Below are 17,965 nucleotides of genomic sequence, written 5' to 3'. Positions count from 1 at the left end.
GCGTGCTCCTGAGTCAGCCGCCGGCTCCGGTGCCCCGCACGGGGGTGAGGCCGATCGCGGCCGGGCCGCGCGTGAGCACGTGCCCTCGCCGGAACGCGAGGCGCGTCCAACGCCCGGACCTCATGACGGCGACGTCTTCCTCGCCGGAGATGAACCCGAAAGCGTCTGCAGCGAATGCGACGCCTCTCGGGAGCCCGAGGAGGTCGTCGTCCGGCTCTCCCCAGATGGCGGCTCGCAGGGAGCGGACCGCCTCCTCCCCCGCTCCGTCTGCGGCGCCGTGCGCCACCGCGCTGATGCCCCACTGGGCTCGTTGTGCGACGACGGATGCCGTGACGCTCCCGACCCGCTGCCAGTCGCCGCGCGGCGGGGCGATGCCCACCCACGCCGGAGAGAGCCCGGTGGCGGGAAGGTCGAGCACTCGTTCGTCATCGGTAGCGGCGAGGGATGCGATGACGACGTCGCACACCAGCTCGGGGTCCGCGTGGACGACACGCATGCCGAGGACGGTCGGTGTGTGATCGAAGAGCCCCCGGGGCACGAGCGCGGCGGCGGACAGAGCGAGAACGCCACCGTCGGCCTGCAACCTCACGCCCTCGTCGGAGATGCGGCCGGCGCGCCCCACGAAGGTCAAGACGTCCTTGGCGGTCGGGGCATCGGTGAGGACGAGCTGCGGAGACACAACCCCTAAACTAGCAAGGCCAGCGGTCGCGTCTGCCCGCGGAGGGGACGTCATGACCGCTGATTCTCACGCGATCCGCACCGTCAAGCAGCTTCTGGATGTGCTCGACCTCGACGCCACCAGTGCTCGTACCACTGAGGACATCTTCACCGGCCGATCCCACCCGATGCCGTCCGGACGGATCTACGGTGGCCAGGTGCTGGCGCAGAGCCTCCTCGCCGCTGAGCGCACCCTGCCGGAGGACCGGGCGGCGCATTCCATGCACGGCTACTTCCTGCGTCCGGGCGACGCGAGCCAGGGCCTGACCATCGCGGTGGATCGCATCCACGACGGACGCTCTTTCTCGACGCGGCGATCGCAGGCGTACCAGAACGGCGTGCCGATCTTCTCGATGATCGCCTCTTTCCAGGATGCGGGACCCGGAGTGGAGCACGCGACGGCGATGCCGCCAGGAGTCCCTGAGCCGGAGGACCTGCTCCCCGACGAGGACCGTGTCGAGGGTCTGCCCCCTGGCACGTCTCGCATGCTGAGCGACCGCGCCGCAGATGTGCGCCATGTGGAGGGGCCGCTGTTCCTGCCGAGCGACGACGCGAAAGCGCCCCATCAGGCGGTGTGGATGCGGATGCGCGCACCGCTGCCCGACGATGCCCGGATCCACCGGGCGGCACTTGCTTATCTGAGCGACATGACGATTCAGGAGTCGATCCTCCGCGCGCACGGCGTGTACTGGGCCCTCCCGGGGTTGAAGGTCGCGAGCCTGGACCACGCGATGTGGTGGCACCGTCCGGCCCGAGTGGACGAGTGGCTGCTGTACGTGCAGGAGTCGCCGAACGCCCGGGGCGGACGAGGTCTCGCGCAGGGGCGCATCTTCAGCCGCGGCGGCGACCTGGTCGCCTCCGTCGCTCAGGAGATCATGGTGCGGGTGCCCGAGCTGCCGTGATTCCGGCACGCCGGGCATGCGGACGCGAAGCGCCCGCGACCGTCACGGAGTCTCAGCGGTGGGCGTATTCGATGGACGGGCCGACGAAGGGCTCCCACGCATCGCGCATCTCTTGCGTGAGCCTCGTGGGGCGGCCGCTGCCTGCGTCGACGAGCACGATGACGGCCGTCGACCGCGCGTAGATCGTCCGCGGGTCGGCCGCCGGATCGTTGTGCACCTCGTAGCAGACCTCGACGCTCGAGCCTCCGAGCTTGCCGAACCACATCTGGACTTCGAGAGGACGTCGCTGGTACGGCACCGGAGCGAGGTACTCGATCTCCTGCCGCGCGATCAGCGTGAGCACGCCCTCATCGAGTCCGGAGTCGAGGACGGCGGTGGAGGGAGCCTGCTCACCGGGACCCGCCCGCCAGAACGCTCGCACACGTGCCTCCTCGAGGAGCTTGAGCATCGAGGTGTTGTTGACGTGGTTGAACGCATCCAGATCGCCCCAGCGAAGGTGGATCGGGATGTGCAGGCGGGTACCCGGCGCGTGCTCTGACATGGTGTCAGTCGCGGGTCAGCTTGCGGTGGGTGGAGCGGTGCGGCTTCGCCGCATCCGGCCCGAGGCGCTCGATCTTGTTCTCTTCGTACGCCTCGAAGTTGCCCTCGAACCAGTACCACTGGTCTGGCTTCTCATCGGTGCCCTCGTAGGCGAGGATGTGCGTCGCGATCCGGTCGAGGAACCACCGGTCGTGGGTGATGACCACGGCGCAGCCGGGGAACTCGAGGAGCGCATTCTCGAGCGAACTCAGGGTCTCGACGTCGAGGTCGTTCGTGGGCTCGTCGAGGAGCAGCAGGTTGCCACCCTCCTTGAGCGTCAGCGCGAGGTTGAGGCGGTTGCGCTCTCCTCCGGAGAGCACGCCGGCCTTCTTCTGCTGGTCGGGGCCCTTGAAACCGAACTTCGAGACGTAGGCGCGAGAGGGGATCTCGGTCTTGCCGACCGTGATGAAGTCGAGTCCGTCGGACACGACCTCCCAGAGGGTCTTGTTCGGATCGATGTTCGCGCGGGACTGGTCGACGTAGCTGATCTTGACGGTCTCGCCGACCTTCAGGTCACCGCCGTCCAGGGGCTCGAGTCCGACGATCGTCTTGAAGAGGGTGGTCTTTCCGACGCCGTTCGGGCCGATGACGCCGACGATGCCGTTCGGCGGAAGACTGAAGCTGAGTCCGTCGATCAGGGAGCGGCTGTCGAAGCCCTTCTGCAGCTTCTTCGCCTCGATGACGACGCTGCCGAGACGGGGGCCAGCGGGGATCTGGATCTCCTCGAAGTCGAGCTTCCGCGTCCGCTCCGCCTCCGCCGCCATCTCCTCGTAGCGAGCGAGTCGCGCCTTCGACTTGGTCTGGCGGCCCTTCGCGCTGGAGCGCACCCACTCCAGCTCCTCCTTGAGGCGCTTGGCGAGCTTCGCGTCCTTCTTGCCCTGGATCTCGAGTCGCTCGCCCTTCTTCTCCAGATACGTCGAGTAGTTGCCCTCGTAGCCGATCAGGCGTCCGCGGTCGACCTCGGCGATCCATTCCGCGACGTGGTCGAGGAAGTACCGGTCGTGGGTGATCGCGATCACCGCGCCCTTGTACGACTGCAGATGCTGCTCGAGCCAGAGCACGCTCTCCGCGTCGAGGTGGTTGGTGGGCTCGTCGAGCAGCAGCAGGTCGGGCTTCTGCAGAAGGAGCTTCGCGAGCGCGACGCGACGCTTCTCTCCTCCGGACAGCGGTGCGATCGCCGCATCGCCGGGCGGCGTGCGCAGGGCGTCCATCGCCTGCTCGAGCTGCGAGTCGAGATCCCAGCCGTCTGCAGCGTCGATCTCCTCCTGGAGTGTGCCCATCTCGGCGAGCAACGAGTCGAAGTCCGCATCCGGATCGGCCATCTGGGCGGAGATCTCGTTGAAGCGATCGACCTTCGCTTTGATCGCGATGCCGTCCTGGATGTTCTCCAGAACGGTCTTCGACTCATCGAGCTCGGGCTCCTGCATCAGGATGCCGACCGAGAAACCGGGCGTGAGCTTCGCCTCGCCGTTCGACGGCGTGTCGAGGCCGGCCATGATCTTGAGGATCGTCGACTTACCGGCGCCGTTGGGACCGACCATGCCGATCTTCGCACCAGGGAGGAACGACATCGTCACGTCGTCGAGGATGAGCTTCTCACCCACCGCCTTGCGTGCACGGACCATCGAGTAGATGTACTCAGCCACCGAAAACCGCTCCTTCTGTTGGCGTAGAACTACGACACTCCAGCCTACCGGCCCCTCTCGTGTCGGGCCGACGAGAGGAGCTGTCCGAATCGACCCTCGTCAGGAGCGCGGCGGGGAGCCCACGATCTCACCAGTCGATCGCACGCGTGCTGCCGACGAGGCAACGCCCTTCGGCCAGCTGCGGCAGCACCACGGTGACGGGTTCGCCGGTCGACGGTCCCACCTGACCCACCAGGCACTCCGTCTCGCCCCATCTGACCGAGAACTGCACGCTCTCCGCGGGATTCCCCACCGTCGAGACGTCCTGAGTCACCTGCATGGCGTCTCGATCGAAACCCGCTGCGATCAGAGCGTCGATGTAGGACCGGCCGGCACCGCGCTGATCGGACGCCCAGACCTGCGCCGTGATCGCCGAGAACAGCGGCAGGTTGTCTTCCGCCGAACCCTCGGGCACGAGGACGGGACCGGTCGGCGTCGGCGCGACAGTGGTCGCCGCCGCGCTCGGCGACGGGGTGGGCTCTCCCTGGAATCCGCTCTGCGGACCGCACGCGGACAGAACGAGCGCGGCGCCGAAGGCGACGGAGAGGAGAGCAGCAGCGCGTGCCGTTCTCAGGGCCGGTCGTCGAAGCACGCCCCGATTCTACGGGGGCGCGCGGATGGACCGAGCGTCACGCGCTGCGGCTTCCCTAGGACGACGGGCTCCAGGCATCGGCTGCCGATCCCGCAGCGGCGAGCTCACCGCTCCCAGGCTCCTCACGAGCTAAAGCGGGGTCGGCCCATGGGGTGTCGATATCGCGGGTCTCGTCGGCTCCGCCAGACCCGATACTGGCCGAGCTGTCCCCGTCGCCGAGTTGACGGTCGTGGTCGGCGGAGCTCGATCGAGATGTCGACCTCCGGTACGCCGTCGTCCCCCATCTGAGGTCGTGTCCGACGACGTCCGCGTCGATGTCGACGCTCGTTCCATGCTTGCCGTTGTTCTCCCAGGTGCGAATCTTCATCCGCCCGGTGACGATGACGCTGTCACCGGCACGCAGTGAGGCCTTCACGTTCTCCGCGAGATGACGGAACGCCGCGACCGAGTACCAGTTCGTGCCGACGTCGATCCAGGTCTGGGTGGCGTCATCGAAGCGCCGGTGCGTACTCGCGAGGCGGAAGTTCGTCACAGGAACTCCCCCGGAGGTGCGGCCCTGCGTCGGGTCGGTGGCGACGTTGCCGATGATCGTGACGGTGTCCTGCATGTCTGTCTCCTTCTCGAGCCGGGTCGGACGCCCGGGTGTTCCCAGCGTCTCCGGCGGAGTCCGGCGCCGCTCGGCGCGCGGGTGCGGAATGCGGCATCTGGGGAGAAGTCGACGAAGACGACCTTCGTGCGGAAGCGGTTGGCAAGGCGCTCCGGGATCGTCGCGTGAGGAATGTCGGTGGTCGATCATATGTTCGAACGAGAGAGGAGATACCGATGTCCGACACCCGACTCTTGACCGCACCAGAGGTCCCCTATGCGGCACCCCGCCTGTCTTCGCGACGCGAACACCTGGTCCGCGCCTCCGCTCACTTGTGGCGCGTGCAAGACGATGCCGGACGAGTACTCGGCCACCTCCGAATCCTCGCCGATCCACTCGGACTCCGCTACCGCGCGGAGCGGCTACACCTTCCCACAGGCGCGTTCCGACTGGTCGGGGACTTCTGGCGCGCCGACGACGCCGTCGCCGCACTGCGCAACGGCTGAGGCGGTGTGGTGCCCCCGGCAGGATTCGAACCTGCGACCAAGAGATTAGAAGGCTCCTGCTCTTTCCCCTGAGCTACGGAGGCGGGCACATACACCGTACCGCGCCAAGGCCCGGTGTCGGAGCCGTCGATAGGATGGCGGCATGGTATCTGCGTCTGAGAACGACCGGCTCGTCTGGATCGACTGCGAGATGACGGGCCTCGACCTCGCCGTGGACGAACTCGTCGAGATCGCGGTCGTGGTCACGGACTTCGAACTCCGTCCCGTCGATCCCGGTTTCCAGATCGTCATCCGCCCGAGCGAAGATGCTCTCGCGCACATGAACGACTTCGTCACGAAGATGCACGAGACGTCGGGCTTGAGCGACGAGATCCCCCACGGGGTGACGCTCGCTGAGGCTGAGGCGCAGACCCTCGAGTACATCAAGCGGTTCGCCCCCGTCGAGAAGAAGGCACCGCTCGCCGGCAACACGATCGGCACCGACCGCATGTTCCTCGCGAAATACATGCCTCAGGTCGACCAGTGGTTGCACTACCGCAACGTCGATGTATCGAGCATCAAGGAGCTCTCCCGCCGCTGGTATCCGCGAGTCTTCTTCCAGGCGCCGTCGAAGGACGGCGGCCACCGCGCACTCGCCGACATCCTCGAATCGATCCGTGAACTCCGGTATTACCGCGAGGCGGTCTTCGTCGACGAGCCCGGGCCCTCCAGTGACGACGCGCGTGACATCGCAAGCCGCACCGTGTCGGAGTTCACGCCAAACATGTAATAGACTCGTCTGGTTGCCGATTCCGGTCGGCACATGGTGGGTATAGCTCAGCTGGTAGAGCGCTGGCTTGTGGTGCCGGATGTCGCGGGTTCGAGTCCCGTTACTCACCCCACAAAGGCCCGGGTCGTCGACCCGGGCCTTTTTCGTGATCCAGGGAATACCCCCAGGGGGTATGCCGTTGTGGTCGGTGCAGAGAACGGAGCGCCCTGATGATGAACGACCACACTGCCCACGCCGAAGAGCACGACCATACGCAGCACGACCAAGCGCAGCACGGCAACGCCGACCGCGGCCACGACCACGACCACTCCGGTGAGACCGGTCACGCCGGGCACACGGAGCGGTTCCGTCGTCTCTTCTGTCTGATGCTGCTGGTGGCTGTGCCGGTCGTCGCGACGTCGCCGATGTTCGCGATGATCCTCGGCTACGATGTCCCCTCCTGGGCGCGCTGGGTCGCCCCCGTTCTCGGCTCGCTCATGTATGTCCGGGGTGGCGCTCCGTTCCTCATCGGAGCGCTCGGGGAGCTGCGTTCGCGGCGGCCCGGCATGATGCTCCTGATCGCCCTCGCCATCACCGTCGCGTTCGCCGCGTCGTGGGGCGCCAGCCTTGGGATCCTCGACCACGAACTGGAGTTCTGGTGGGAGCTCGCACTCTTGATCGTCATCATGCTGCTCGGGCACTGGATCGAGATGCGTTCCCTCACCCAGGCTACGTCCGCCCTCGACTCGCTCGCCGCCTTGCTGCCGGACGAAGCCGAGCGCATCGACGGCGACATCACGGTGGTCGTCTCCCCCGTCGAACTCCGGGTGGGCGACGTGGTCGTCGTCCGGCCAGGCGGACGAGTGCCGGCGGACGGCCGGATCACCGAAGGTGCCGCGAGCGTCGACGAATCCATGGTCACCGGCGAGTCGAGGCCGGTCGACCGCGGCGCAGGGGACGCTGTCGTCGCAGGCACCGTGGTCACCGACTCGGGGATCCGGGTCGAGGTCACGGCAGTCGGCGGCGACACGACACTGGCCGGCATCCGGAAACTCGTGTCCGACGCCCAGGCGTCATCGTCGCGAGCCCAGCGCATCGCAGATCGCGCGGCAGCCTGGCTGTTCTGGTTCGCTCTCGGAGCCGCCGTGCTCACCGCTGTCGTGTGGTCGACCGTCGGCCTTCCCGACGAGGCAGTGGTGCGCACGGTCACCGTGCTCGTGATCGCCTGCCCACACGCTCTGGGCCTCGCGATCCCGCTTGTCGTGTCCATCGCGACGGAGCGTGCCGCCAGGGCCGGAGTGCTGGTGAAGGACAGGCTCGCTCTCGAATCGATGCGAACCGTCGACATCGTGCTGTTCGACAAGACCGGAACCCTCACTGAAGGGAAGCCCGAGGTCACGGCCATACGCAGCGTGTCCGGCGTCAGCGACGATGAGCTCCTCACGGCGGCGGCCGCGGCAGAGACCGACTCGGAACACCCGCTCGCCGCAGCGATCATCGCGGCCGCGAGAGCGCGCCGACTCTCGATCCCGGCGGCGAGCGACTTCCGCTCCTCCCCTGCCATCGGCGTGCACGCCGTCGTCGACGGGCGGCATGTGGCCGTAGGCGGGCCGGGTCTCCTCGACGCGGAGGACCTCCCTGAGCTGCCCGTTGCGAGCCGATGGCGCACGGAAGGCGCGATCATCCTGCACGTGTTGATCGACCGCCGCGTCGTCGGCGCGCTCAGACTCGCCGACGGCGTCCGGCACGAGTCAGCGGCTGCCGTCGCCGCCCTCCGCGAGCGTGGCATCGACGTCGCCATGATCACCGGCGATGCCCCGGCCGTCGCGGAGCGCATCGCCGCCGAGCTCGGCATCCAGCGCGTATTCGCCGGTGTACGCCCCGAAGACAAGGCATCGAAGGTGGGCGAGCTGCAGGCGGAGGGCCGACGCGTGGCCGTGGTCGGCGACGGCGTCAACGACGCACCGGCGCTCGCTCAGGCCGATGTCGGTCTGGCGATCGGCGCCGGTACCGATGTGGCGATCGCGTCGGCAGGGGTCGTCCTGGCGTCCGACGACCCGCGCACGGTCCTGTCCGTCATCGACCTGTCCCGCGCGGCGTACCGCAAGATGACCCAGAACCTCTGGTGGGCAGCCGGGTACAACCTGCTCTCCGTCCCCCTGGCCGCCGGGGTCCTCGCACCGATCGGATTCATCCTTCCGATGTCGGTGGGCGCCGTTCTCATGTCGCTGTCGACCGTCGTGGTGGCGCTCAACGCGCAGCTGCTGCGACGCCTCGATCTGAGGCCCGGAGCTGTCGTACCGGCTAGGGCCGGGAGCGTCCACCGCGCGCCCTAGACTTGCGAGGTGTCGCCGGCAGTCTGGTTCCCGCTCCTCCTCGCCTGTGTCGTGATCAGTTTCACTCCGGGTGCGGGCGCCATAAACACGATGTCCAACGCTTTGAACCAGGGCTGGATGCGCTCAATCTGGGGCATCGTCGGCCAGCAGCTCGCCCTCATCGTGCACGTCGTGATCGTCGCCGCCGGCGTGGGCCTTCTCGTCTCCCGGTCGGAGGTCCTGTTCGCGGTGATCCGGTACGCCGGGGCGGCGTACCTCGTGTACCTCGGCATCCGACTCATCCTCGCCCGCCCGTCGACCGCTGACGACATCGATGCGCAGGGCGCGACGCCTCGCGAGAGCCGCTGGTCGATGGTGCGGCGAGGGTTCTGGGTGAACCTGCTCAACCCGAAGGCCATCGTCTTCTTCCTCGCGTTCATCCCTCAGTTCATCCGTCTCGACGAACCGCAGCTGCCGCAATACCTCGTCCTCATCGCCACGGTGATCGTCGTCGACATCCTCGTCATGTGGGGCTTCTTCGCAGCCGCGGCACGACCCTTCCGCCGATTCACCCGCTCCCCGAGGGGGCAGCGGATCCTGAACACCGTGTTCGGGATCCTGTTCATCGCCGTCGCCGCACTGCTCGCCTTCCTGCACTGAACACAGGAGGCCCGCCGGCGACAGGAACCCCGCCGACCACAGAAACCGCACCGATCGCAGAAACCGCACCGATCGCAGGGGCCGCGCCGTCGACGGGACCGCACCGGCGACGATGAGCATCGGGGCTGCCTGCAGCAATAGGCTGGACTCGATGGAGATGACAGCTGACACCTTCGAGACGCTCGTCGCGGACGAGCTCGATCGTCTGCCGGATGACATGGTCGACGGCCTCGACAACGTCGTCTTCGTCGTGGAGGACCGACCGGAGGACGGGAGCCTCGACCTGCTCGGCCTCTACGACGGCCTCGCGCTGACCGAGCGGATGCAGTACGGAATGGGCGAGCTGCCCGACCGGATCGTCGTCTACCGAGAACCTCACCTGGCCGCGTGCGATGACGAAAGTGAGCTGCGCGACGAGATCCACACCACGCTCGTCCACGAGATCGCCCATTTCTACGGCATCGACGACGACCAGTTGCACGAGCTGGGGTGGGCGTGACTCCGCTGGCGAGCCCCGAGCTCGACGAGCAGATCGACGTGGCAGCGTCTCCGATGCAGCCATGGGAGGTGGTGGTGTGGAACGACCCCGTGAACCTCATGAGCTACGTGGTCCGCGTGTTCCGCACGTACTTCGGATACACGACCGAGCACGCGACGCAGCTGATGCTCGCCGTCCACCATGACGGGCATGCGATCGTCGCGACGGGTCCACGCGAGACCATGGAGGCGCACGCGCAGGCGATGCATGACTACGGGCTCTGGGCGACCGTGCGGAAGGCCTCGACGTGAGCGGGCATCGGCGCGCGACCCTGCAGATGGCGACCATCGAGGGCCACCAGCTCGCCCGGCTGCTCGAGGACTTCATCGAGCTTCTCGGCGACGAGCGCGACGTGTCGGACACCGCCGTCGAGCGCCTCACTCCGAATCCGTACCCCGACGACGATGCGGCGTCCCTGGCCTTCCGTTCCGCGACGACCGATGACCTCCTCGATCGGCGGCGGCAGGACGCGATCGTCGTGCGTACGGCGCTCTCGTCCGCGATCACCCCGACCCACGATCTCCCAGACGAAGACGCGTTCGTTCCCGTCGACGTCTCCGCCACCGGCGAGGAACTCACGGCGTGGATGCGGACGCTGACCGCACTCCGACTCGTGATCGCAGACCGCCTGGGCATCGATTCCGACGACGATCACGACCCACAGGACGATCGGTTCGGGATCTACGACTGGCTCGGCTACCGGCTCGAACTCGTCGTGCAGGCCGCCGACAGCCTCGACTGACGCTCAGGGAACTTCCACGATCCTCGTAGCGAGTGCGCGGGGATCGTCTCTCCGCACATGTTCGTCCTCCTGGCGGGCCCAGCGGTTCCAATGCGGTCGATAGGTGTCGCCGTCTCGCGCCAGAGCTCGGGCTTTGCGCCCCTGCTCCGCCGACTCGACCCAGATCGTCACATCCGCGACGGTCGCGGTCGCCGACGTGAGAATGCCACTGCCCTCCACGAGCAGGCTCTGCTCCGGATCGACGGCGTGGCTTTCGGCATCCGCTTCGTTCTCCCAGTCCCACCGCCGCCAGCTGCCGAGCAGACCTCGACCATGGGGCCGGAGAATCCCGTCGAGTGCGCGCTCCACCCCCGCCTCGAGACCGTCCCACCCGGGATAGAGCGAGTCCAGCGCGATCGACTGGACCGGACCACGCAGCGGCCACCGCTCGACGAGCATGCGCGCGAGAGTCGTCTTGCCGGCTCCGCTCCGACCGTCGATCAGAACGACGGGATTCGAGACCGGGAGATCGCGGATGTCGCCGACGATGAACTGTGCGGCGCGCTCGAGAGCGACGGCGACCGGATCGTCACTTCTTGAGAGCACGGATGATGCGGGAGAGCGCTCGTCCGGCGACCCACACGAAGGGGACGGCCACGACGAGCAGCGTCACGATGTTCGGCTCGAACCGAAGTCCCTCCTCGCGGCGCACGTAAACTCCGACGGGTACCGAGACGCCACCGCCTCCGCCGCCCTCCGCGCCGTCGCCGCTTCCTCCGCCGAAGCCGGAGTAGGTGAACGCCACGGGAGTGATGCTCACGCCGTCGACGTCCTGCGGCTCACCGTAGGCGGTCTTGACCCCGAACGACGCGGCCTGTTTTCCGAGTTCCAGTGCAATGTTGGGCATGGGTCCACGCTAGTCCAGGCACCGTCGCCGCGCAGGGTCAATCGACGCCGTGGGCCTTCGGATGCTGGGCTGCGCCGCGTCCGTCCCCGCGCCCGAGATGTCGCGCACGCGTGATCGTCGCGGAGCCGAAGCGGGCGACGGCGTCGTCCATGGCACCCTCGACCCGCCGCCAGTCCTCGTCCTCGTCCCACAGACCGATACCGCCTGCGCCCGCCGGCCGGAGCTTCTCCGCCCGCACACCGACGAGCCGCACCGGGTCGCGTCGATCGATCTGCGCGAACAGGATCTGCGCAGCCTCTCCGATGCGCTGGCCGACTGCTGTGGGCTCGGGAAGGGTCTGCGATCGCGTGAGCGTGCGGAAGTCGTCGAAGCGGATCTTGATCGACACCGTACCGGTCTCCCACTCCGCCTTGCGGAGCCTCGCGGCGACCCGGTCCGCCAGCCGCAGGAGTTCCGCCTTCAGGAACTCACGGTCGGTGATGTCGGTCTCGAACGTCTCCTCGTGGCCGATGCTCTTTTCGACGCGTTCCGTCTCGACCGCCCTGGCATCCTCACCGCGGGCGAGCTGCGACAGTCGCGCGCCGAGGGCCGCTCCGACCGCGCGGTCGAGCATGTCGCGCGATGACTCTCTGATGTCGCGGATCGTGCGGATGCCGCGCCCTTCGAGCGCTTCCGCAGCCTTAGGTCCGACCCCCCACAGCGCTCGGACCGGCCGCGGATCCAGGAACGTCTGCGTGTCGGCCTCGGCGACGACGAGCATCCCGTCGGGTTTGGCGATGGTCGATGCCATCTTCGCCACGTGCTTGGTCGACGCGACGCCCACGCTGCAGGTGATGCCGACCTCGTCGAGCACCCGGCGCCGGACCAGCTCCGCCACGCGGACCGGACTCCCCCACAGTCTGCGCACGCCGCGAACGTCGAGGAACGCCTCATCGACCGAGAGCGGCTCGACGAGCGGGGTGATCGATTCGAAGATCGCCATGACCTGACGCGATACGGCCTGGTACCGGTGGAAATGCGGCGGCACGACGCGTGCCGAGGGGCAGAGCCGCAACGCCTGAGACACGGGCATGGCGGAGCGCACGCCGTATCGTCGCGCCTCGTAGGACGCGCTCGACACCACGGAGCGTCCGTCGGGCGAGCCGATGATCAACGGCAGCCCGCGGAGCGACGGATCGTCGAGCACCTCGACGGCGGCGTAGAAGGCGTCCATGTCGACGTGCAGGATGCCCGTTCCCGTGTCGTCGGCATCCGCCGTCGACACGAGACGTCCTCTGCCGTCACCGTGACCCATCAGACCATCCTTCCTCGGGCCACCGACATGAGGCGCGGGCTCGGCGGCCGTCGAACAGCCGAGCCCGCGAGGTCACTGCGCGGCGCGCTCGAGGACCAGCTCACGCACGCGCGCGGCGTCGGCCTGGCCCTTCATCGCCTTCATGACGGCGCCGATGACCGCGCCGGCTGCCTGCACCTTGCCGTCCTTGATCTTCGCGAGGATGTCGGGTTGCGCAGCGAGCGCTTCGTCGATCGCGGCGATCAGGGCTCCATCGTCCGAGACGACGGCGAGACCGCGCGCATCGACGACCTGCTGCGGCGCGCCCTCGCCGGCGATGACTCCCTCGAGAACCTGACGTGCGAGCTTGTCGGTGAGCGTTCCCGCGTCGACGAGCTTCTGCAGCGCAGCGACGTTCTCGGGCGACACGAGCTCGGTCGCGTCCTTCTCCTGGGCGTTCGCGAGACGTGTGATCTCACCCGTCCACCACTTGCGAGCGGTCGCCGGGGTGGCGCCGGCAGCGACGGTCGCCTCGACGACCTCGACCAGACCGCCGTTGCGTACGTCCTGGAACTCCAGGTCCGTGAAGCCCCACTCCGCCATCAGGCGGCGGCGCCGAGCGACCGGCTGCTCCGGCAGAGCCGCACGCAGTTCCTCGATCAGCTCAGCGGCGGGCTCGACCGGCAGCAGGTCGGGTTCGGGGAAGTACCGGTAGTCATCGGCATCCGACTTCGGACGCCCCGGCGAGGTCGTGCCGGTGTCCTCGTGCCAGTGCCGCGTCTCCTGGGTGATCGTGCCGCCGTCGGCGAGGATCTGCGCCTGACGCTGGATCTCATAGCGGACGGCGCGCTCCACGGAGCGCATCGAGTTGACGTTCTTCGTCTCCGTGCGCGTACCGAGCTTCTCGACCCCGCGCGGACGAAGTGACACGTTGGCGTCGCAGCGCAGGTTGCCGCGTTCGAGACGCGCCTCGGAGATGCCGAGACCCCGGACGATGTCGCGGATCGCCGCCACGTACGCCTTCGCGACCTCGGGGGCACGGTGCTCGGTGCCGAAGATGGTCTTCGTCACGATCTCGACGAGCGGGACACCCGCGCGGTTGTAGTCGACGAGCGAGTACTCCGCCCCCTGGATGCGTCCTGTCGCTCCACCCATGTGGGTGAGCTTGCCGGCGTCCTCCTCCATGTGGGCACGCTCGATCGGCACCTGGATGATCGTGCCGTCCTCGAGCTCGACCTCGACCGAACCCTCGAAGGCGATCGGCTCGTCGTACTGCGAGATCTGGTAGTTCTTGCCGAGATCGGGGTAGAAGTAGTTCTTCCGCGCGAATCGGCTGGACTCCGCGATGGAGCACCCGAGTGCCAGGCCGAGGCTGATCGATGAGCGGATCGCCGTCTCGTTCACCACCGGGAGCGAACCGGGCAGTCCGAGGTCGACGGGCGCGATGAGCGTGTTGGGCTCGGCCGCGTGGTACAGCTCGTTGGCCGGGTTCGGGGCATCCGAGAACATCTTCGTGGTCGTGTTCAGCTCGACATGCACCTCGAACCCGAGTACGGGCTCGAACAGCTCGAGCGCCTTGTCGAAGTCCATGAGCTTGGCGGCGGCCATCAGCGGGTCCCTCCTGCGAGCTGCGGTGCACGGGTGAGGAGCGGCGCCCCCCATGAGTCGACGAGCAGAGTCTCGGCAGCGGCCCCCACGCGGTAGAGGCGAGCGTCCTCACGTGCCGGCGCGATGAACTGGATGCCGACGGGCAGCCCGTCGTCCGACGCGAGGCCGCTGGGGATCGAGATCCCGGGGACTCCGGCGAGGTTCACCGGGATCGTGGTGATGTCGTTGAGGTACATCTGCAGCGGATCGTCGATCTTCTCGCCGATCTTGAACGCCGTGGTCGGAGCCGACGGCGTGGCGATGACGTCGACCTCGGCGAAGGCGTTCGCGAAGTCCTGCTGGATGAGGGTGCGCACCTTCTGAGCGCTGCCGTAGTAGGCGTCGTAGTAGCCCGCGGAGAGCGCGTAGGTGCCGAGGATGATGCGGCGCTTGACCTCGTCGCCGAACCCGGCGTCGCGGGTGGCCGACATGACGTCCTCGACCGTCGGGTTGCCGTCGGGCGTGACCCGCAGGCCGAAGCGCACGGAGTCGAACTTCGCCAGGTTGCTCGACGCCTCGGCGGGGAGGATCAGGTAGTACGCGGCCACGCCGTACTCGAAGTGCGGGGCGCCGATCTCGACGATCTCCGCGCCCTGGGCTTCCATGAGCGCGAGAGCGCTGCGGAAGGACTCCGCGACGCCGGGCTGGAAGCCGCTGTCGGGAAGCTCGCGGATGACACCGATCTTGAGCCCCTTGAGGACGTCGCCCCGTGCACCCTCGCGGGCGGCATCGGCGAACGACGGCCAGGTGTCGGTGAGCGAGGTCGCGTCCTTCGGGTCATGACCGCCGATCGCGTCGTGCAGCAGCCCGGCGTCGAGCACCGTGCGGGTGACCGGACCGACCTGGTCGAGGCTCGACGCCAGCGCGATCGCGCCGTAACGGCTCACGCCGCCGTAGGTGGGCTTCACGCCGACGGTTCCGGTGACGTGTGCGGGCTGACGGATCGATCCACCGGTGTCGGACCCGAGCGCGAGCGGGGCCTCGAACGCCGCGACTGCTGCTGCCGAGCCCCCGCCGGAACCGCCGGGGATCCGGTCGAGGTCCCACGGGTTCCGGGTCGGTCCGTATGCGGAGTGCTCGGTCGACGACCCCATGGCGAACTCGTCCATGTTCGTCTTGCCGAGCGGCACGAGGCCCGCGGCGCGAGACCGCGCGACGACCGTGGCGTCGTACGGCGAGCGATACCCCTCGAGGATCCGCGAGCCGCTGGTCGTCGGCTGGTCGGTGGTGACCAGCACGTCCTTGATCGCGAGCGGGACGCCGGCGATCGGGCCGAGCTGCTCGCCCGCCGCGCGACGGGCGTCGATCTCGGAGGCCGCGGCGATCGCGCCCTCGTTCACGTGAAGGAAGGCATGGACGTCGCCGTCCACGGCGGCGATCCGGTCGAGGTGAGCCTGCGTGGCCTCGACACTGGAGATCTCGCGCGACGAGAGCTTCTCGGCGAGCTCGGCTGCGGTCAGGCGGATGATGTCGCTCACTGCTCTTCTCCCAGGATCGCGGTGACGCGGAACCGGCCGTCGGCCTGGTCCGGCGCGTTCTGGAGCACCTGCTCGTGCGTGAGAGTCTCACCGACCACATCGGGACGGAAGACGTTGCTCAGCGGGATCGGATGGCTCGTCGCCGCGACGTCCGCCGTGGCCACCTCCGACACCTTCGCGATGTTGTCGACGATGGCGTCGAGCTGGCCGGTGAGCACCGTCACCTCGTCGTCGTTCAGCTGGATGCGCGCGAGCACGCCGAGATGGCGCACAAGATCAGGGGTGATTTCAGACACCCCTCCAGTCTAGTTCGCGCGCGAGCCGGCTCCCGCAGTCGCGTCGGCCCCCGCCCTATGCTGGGCACGTGAGCACGTATGAGCCCCCTCGCCCGTGGATCGCCAGCTACGCCGACGGCGTGCCAGACGACCTCGCACCGGTCTCGGGATCGCTGATCGACATCGTCGCCGCCTCGGCCCGCGACTACCCCGACGATCCGGCTCTGCAGTTCTTCGGACGGGAGACCAGTTACGCGCAGCTGCAGGCGGCGATCGACCGCGCGGCATCCGGTCTGCGTGACCTCGGCGTGCGCGCAGGAGACCCCGTGGCGATCGTGCTGCCGAACTGCCCGCAGCACATCGTGGCTTTCTACGCGGTGCTCCGGCTCGGAGCCGTCGTCGTCGAGCACAACCCGCTCTACACGCCGCGTGAGCTTCGCAAGCAGTTCGAGGACCACGGTGCGACGCACGCGATCGTCTGGAACAAGGTCGTCTCGACGGTGCAGGACTTCCCGGCGGATCTCGCCGTGTCGAACCTCATCTCCGTCGACGTCACGCGCGCGATGCCGTTCTTCACCCGCGCCGCCCTCCGGCTCCCGGTCGCGAAGGCCCGCGAGTCCCGCGCGGCGCTGACCGAGCGGGTCCGGGGAACCGTGACCTGGGAGACGCTCGTGGAATCCGCGCCCCTCTCCGCGTCCCACCCCCGGCCGTCGACCGATGACCTGGCGATCATCCAGTACACCTCCGGCACCACCGGCACCCCGAAGGGAGCGGCCCTCACCCACCGGAATCTCCTCGCTAACGCCGCTCAAGCACAGGCATGGGTCCCCTCGATCCAGCGCGGCAAGGGCTGCGTCGTGTACGCCGTACTCCCGATGTTCCACGCGTATGGGCTCACTCTCTGTCTGACCTTCGCCATGTCGATGGGCGCGCGACTCGTGCTGTTCCCCAAGTTCGAGCCCTCGCTGGTACTCGATGTCATGAAGAAGCATCCGGCGACCTTCCTCCCTCTCGTCCCCCCGATCGCCGACCGGCTGCTGACCGCCGCGACCGACGCCGGCGTCTCTCTCGACGGCGTGGAGGTCGCCATCTCCGGCGCCATGGCCCTGCCGCACGACCTCGTCGTGCCCTTCGAGGCAGCCACTCACGGCTACCTCGTCGAGGGGTACGGTCTCAGCGAGTGCTCCCCCGTGCTCATGGCCAACCCCGTAGCCGACAACCGTGTGCCAGGCACCGTGGGGCTCCCGCTCCCCGGGACCGAGTGCCGCGTCGTCGACCCGGAGAACCCCGCGGTCGATGTGCCGGCCGGGTCCGCCGGCGAGCTGCTGGTTCGAGGGCCCCAGGTGTTCTCCGGCTACTACGGCAAACCGGAGGAGACCGAAGCGGTCTTCGTCGACGACTGGTTCCGCACGGGTGACATCGTGACGATCGATGAGGGCGGGTTCATCCGCATCGTCGACCGCATCAAGGAGCTCATCATCACCGGCGGCTTCAACGTGGCCCCCACCGAGGTGGAGAACGCACTTCGTCAGCACCCCGAGGTGGTGGATGCCGCGGTCATCGGCCTTCCCAGCGCGCACTCCGGTGAGGAGGTCGTGGCGGCGATCGTCGTCGACCCCGCTGCGGGCATCGACGTCGACGCGATCCGCGCGTTCGCACGCGGCATTCTGACGCCGTATAAGGTCCCTCGACGCATCTTCGTCGTCGACGAGCTGCCGAAGTCGTTGATCGGCAAAGTGCTGCGCCGTCAGGTCAAGGAGAAGCTCGTGGCTCTCACCGGCGGGTCCTGATCCGAGCTCACAGGCGGAGTCTGCGACGAGACGCTACCCTTGATCA

At 68.1% G+C, this 17,965-nt stretch carries 20 protein-coding genes and 2 tRNA genes; 10 read left to right on the top strand and 12 right to left on the bottom strand.

Features of this window, described 5'->3' with window-relative positions:
- Positions 1-13: 13 nt before the first annotated feature.
- The gene (locus FSY98_RS15815) at positions 14-679 is read right to left on the bottom strand and encodes a hypothetical protein (RefSeq protein WP_144877573.1); all 666 of its coding nucleotides are present in this window, start codon (positions 677-679) and stop codon (positions 14-16) included.
- Positions 680-731: 52 nt separating this feature from the next.
- On the opposite strand from FSY98_RS15815, the gene FSY98_RS15810 reads away from it, so the two are divergent.
- Positions 732-1,619 (top strand): acyl-CoA thioesterase II, encoded by an 888-nt coding sequence (locus FSY98_RS15810; RefSeq protein WP_144877572.1) that lies wholly within the window; start codon positions 732-734, stop codon positions 1,617-1,619.
- A gap of 52 nt (positions 1,620-1,671) precedes the next feature.
- Here FSY98_RS15810 and FSY98_RS15805 read toward each other — a convergent pair whose 3' ends face one another.
- From FSY98_RS15805 to FSY98_RS15790, 4 genes are all read right to left on the bottom strand, one after another.
- Positions 1,672-2,160 (bottom strand): thioesterase family protein, encoded by a 489-nt coding sequence (locus FSY98_RS15805; RefSeq protein WP_144877571.1) that lies wholly within the window; start codon positions 2,158-2,160, stop codon positions 1,672-1,674.
- Between the two features lie 4 nt (positions 2,161-2,164).
- Positions 2,165-3,844 carry an energy-dependent translational throttle protein EttA gene (gene ettA, locus FSY98_RS15800; RefSeq protein WP_144877570.1) on the bottom strand — a complete coding sequence of 560 codons (1,680 nt, stop codon included), beginning with the start codon at positions 3,842-3,844 and terminating at the stop codon, positions 2,165-2,167.
- Between the two features lie 127 nt (positions 3,845-3,971).
- Positions 3,972-4,475: a DUF6993 domain-containing protein gene (locus FSY98_RS16805; RefSeq protein ID WP_260857529.1), complete on the bottom strand. Its 504-nt coding sequence runs from the start codon at positions 4,473-4,475 to the stop codon at positions 3,972-3,974.
- 55 nt (positions 4,476-4,530) lie between these two features.
- On the bottom strand, positions 4,531-5,082 hold the full coding sequence (locus tag FSY98_RS15790) for a single-stranded DNA-binding protein (RefSeq protein ID WP_144877569.1): 552 nt from the start codon (positions 5,080-5,082) through the stop codon (positions 4,531-4,533).
- A gap of 215 nt (positions 5,083-5,297) precedes the next feature.
- Between FSY98_RS15790 and FSY98_RS15785 the strand changes: the two genes are divergently transcribed.
- Positions 5,298-5,567 (top strand): hypothetical protein, encoded by a 270-nt coding sequence (locus FSY98_RS15785; RefSeq protein WP_144877568.1) that lies wholly within the window; start codon positions 5,298-5,300, stop codon positions 5,565-5,567.
- Positions 5,568-5,574: 7 nt separating this feature from the next.
- Here the strand turns inward: FSY98_RS15785 and FSY98_RS15780 are convergent.
- Positions 5,575-5,650 (bottom strand) — tRNA-Arg (locus FSY98_RS15780).
- A gap of 59 nt (positions 5,651-5,709) precedes the next feature.
- Between FSY98_RS15780 and orn the strand changes: the two genes are divergently transcribed.
- The 7 genes from orn (at position 5,710) to FSY98_RS15745 (ending at position 10,570) form a co-directional block, all read left to right on the top strand.
- A complete protein-coding gene (gene orn, locus FSY98_RS15775) occupies positions 5,710-6,336 on the top strand; it encodes an oligoribonuclease (RefSeq protein ID WP_144877567.1) in 627 nt (208 codons plus the stop codon).
- Between the two features lie 36 nt (positions 6,337-6,372).
- Positions 6,373-6,448: transfer RNA gene (locus FSY98_RS15770), tRNA-His, on the top strand.
- Between the two features lie 100 nt (positions 6,449-6,548).
- A complete protein-coding gene (locus FSY98_RS15765; protein WP_144877777.1) occupies positions 6,549-8,651 on the top strand; it encodes a heavy metal translocating P-type ATPase in 2,103 nt (700 codons plus the stop codon).
- A 9-nt stretch (positions 8,652-8,660) separates the two neighbouring features.
- Positions 8,661-9,290 (top strand): LysE family transporter, encoded by a 630-nt coding sequence (locus FSY98_RS15760; RefSeq protein WP_144877566.1) that lies wholly within the window; start codon positions 8,661-8,663, stop codon positions 9,288-9,290.
- A 151-nt stretch (positions 9,291-9,441) separates the two neighbouring features.
- Positions 9,442-9,789, top strand: a complete 348-nt coding sequence (locus FSY98_RS15755; protein WP_144877565.1) for a metallopeptidase family protein — start codon at positions 9,442-9,444, stop codon at positions 9,787-9,789.
- Positions 9,780-10,079, top strand: coding sequence for an ATP-dependent Clp protease adapter ClpS (clpS, locus tag FSY98_RS15750; protein WP_144877564.1), 300 nt, complete (start codon positions 9,780-9,782; stop codon positions 10,077-10,079). The genes FSY98_RS15755 and clpS overlap by 10 nt, the downstream gene beginning before the upstream one ends.
- Positions 10,076-10,570, top strand: coding sequence for a DUF2017 domain-containing protein (locus FSY98_RS15745; protein WP_260857526.1), 495 nt, complete (start codon positions 10,076-10,078; stop codon positions 10,568-10,570). The genes clpS and FSY98_RS15745 overlap by 4 nt, the downstream gene beginning before the upstream one ends.
- Before the next feature lie 3 nt (positions 10,571-10,573).
- Here FSY98_RS15745 and FSY98_RS15740 read toward each other — a convergent pair whose 3' ends face one another.
- The 6 genes from FSY98_RS15740 to gatC all read right to left on the bottom strand — a co-directional run bounded on the left by FSY98_RS15740 (position 10,574) and on the right by gatC (position 16,150).
- A complete protein-coding gene (locus FSY98_RS15740) occupies positions 10,574-11,155 on the bottom strand; it encodes a hypothetical protein (protein ID WP_144877563.1) in 582 nt (193 codons plus the stop codon).
- Positions 11,139-11,456: a hypothetical protein gene (locus tag FSY98_RS15735; protein ID WP_144877562.1), complete on the bottom strand. Its 318-nt coding sequence runs from the start codon at positions 11,454-11,456 to the stop codon at positions 11,139-11,141. Before FSY98_RS15735 ends, FSY98_RS15740 begins: the two co-directional genes overlap by 17 nt.
- A 37-nt stretch (positions 11,457-11,493) precedes the next feature.
- Entirely contained in the window at positions 11,494-12,750 is a 1,257-nt protein-coding gene (locus FSY98_RS15730; RefSeq protein ID WP_144877561.1) for a DNA polymerase IV, read from the bottom strand.
- Between the two features lie 72 nt (positions 12,751-12,822).
- Positions 12,823-14,337, bottom strand: coding sequence for an Asp-tRNA(Asn)/Glu-tRNA(Gln) amidotransferase subunit GatB (gatB, locus tag FSY98_RS15725; RefSeq protein WP_144877560.1), 1,515 nt, complete (start codon positions 14,335-14,337; stop codon positions 12,823-12,825).
- A complete protein-coding gene (gene gatA, locus FSY98_RS15720) occupies positions 14,337-15,854 on the bottom strand; it encodes an Asp-tRNA(Asn)/Glu-tRNA(Gln) amidotransferase subunit GatA (protein WP_144877559.1) in 1,518 nt (505 codons plus the stop codon). The genes gatB and gatA overlap by 1 nt, the downstream gene beginning before the upstream one ends.
- Positions 15,851-16,150: an Asp-tRNA(Asn)/Glu-tRNA(Gln) amidotransferase subunit GatC gene (gene gatC / locus FSY98_RS15715; protein WP_144877558.1), complete on the bottom strand. Its 300-nt coding sequence runs from the start codon at positions 16,148-16,150 to the stop codon at positions 15,851-15,853. The genes gatA and gatC overlap by 4 nt, the downstream gene beginning before the upstream one ends.
- Positions 16,151-16,218: 68 nt before the next feature.
- On the opposite strand from gatC, the gene FSY98_RS15710 reads away from it, so the two are divergent.
- Complete coding sequence (locus tag FSY98_RS15710; RefSeq protein WP_144877557.1) at positions 16,219-17,919, top strand: long-chain-fatty-acid--CoA ligase; 1,701 nt, start codon at positions 16,219-16,221, stop codon at positions 17,917-17,919.
- Positions 17,920-17,965: the final 46 nt, after the last annotated feature.

The sequence above is a fragment of the Microbacterium sp. 1.5R genome, assembly GCF_007667425.1.
In the GTDB taxonomy this organism is placed as follows: Bacteria; Actinomycetota; Actinomycetes; order Actinomycetales; family Microbacteriaceae; genus Microbacterium.
The sequence above is the reverse complement of the archived record's forward strand: the minus strand, read 5'-3'. Positions and strand labels throughout refer to the sequence as shown.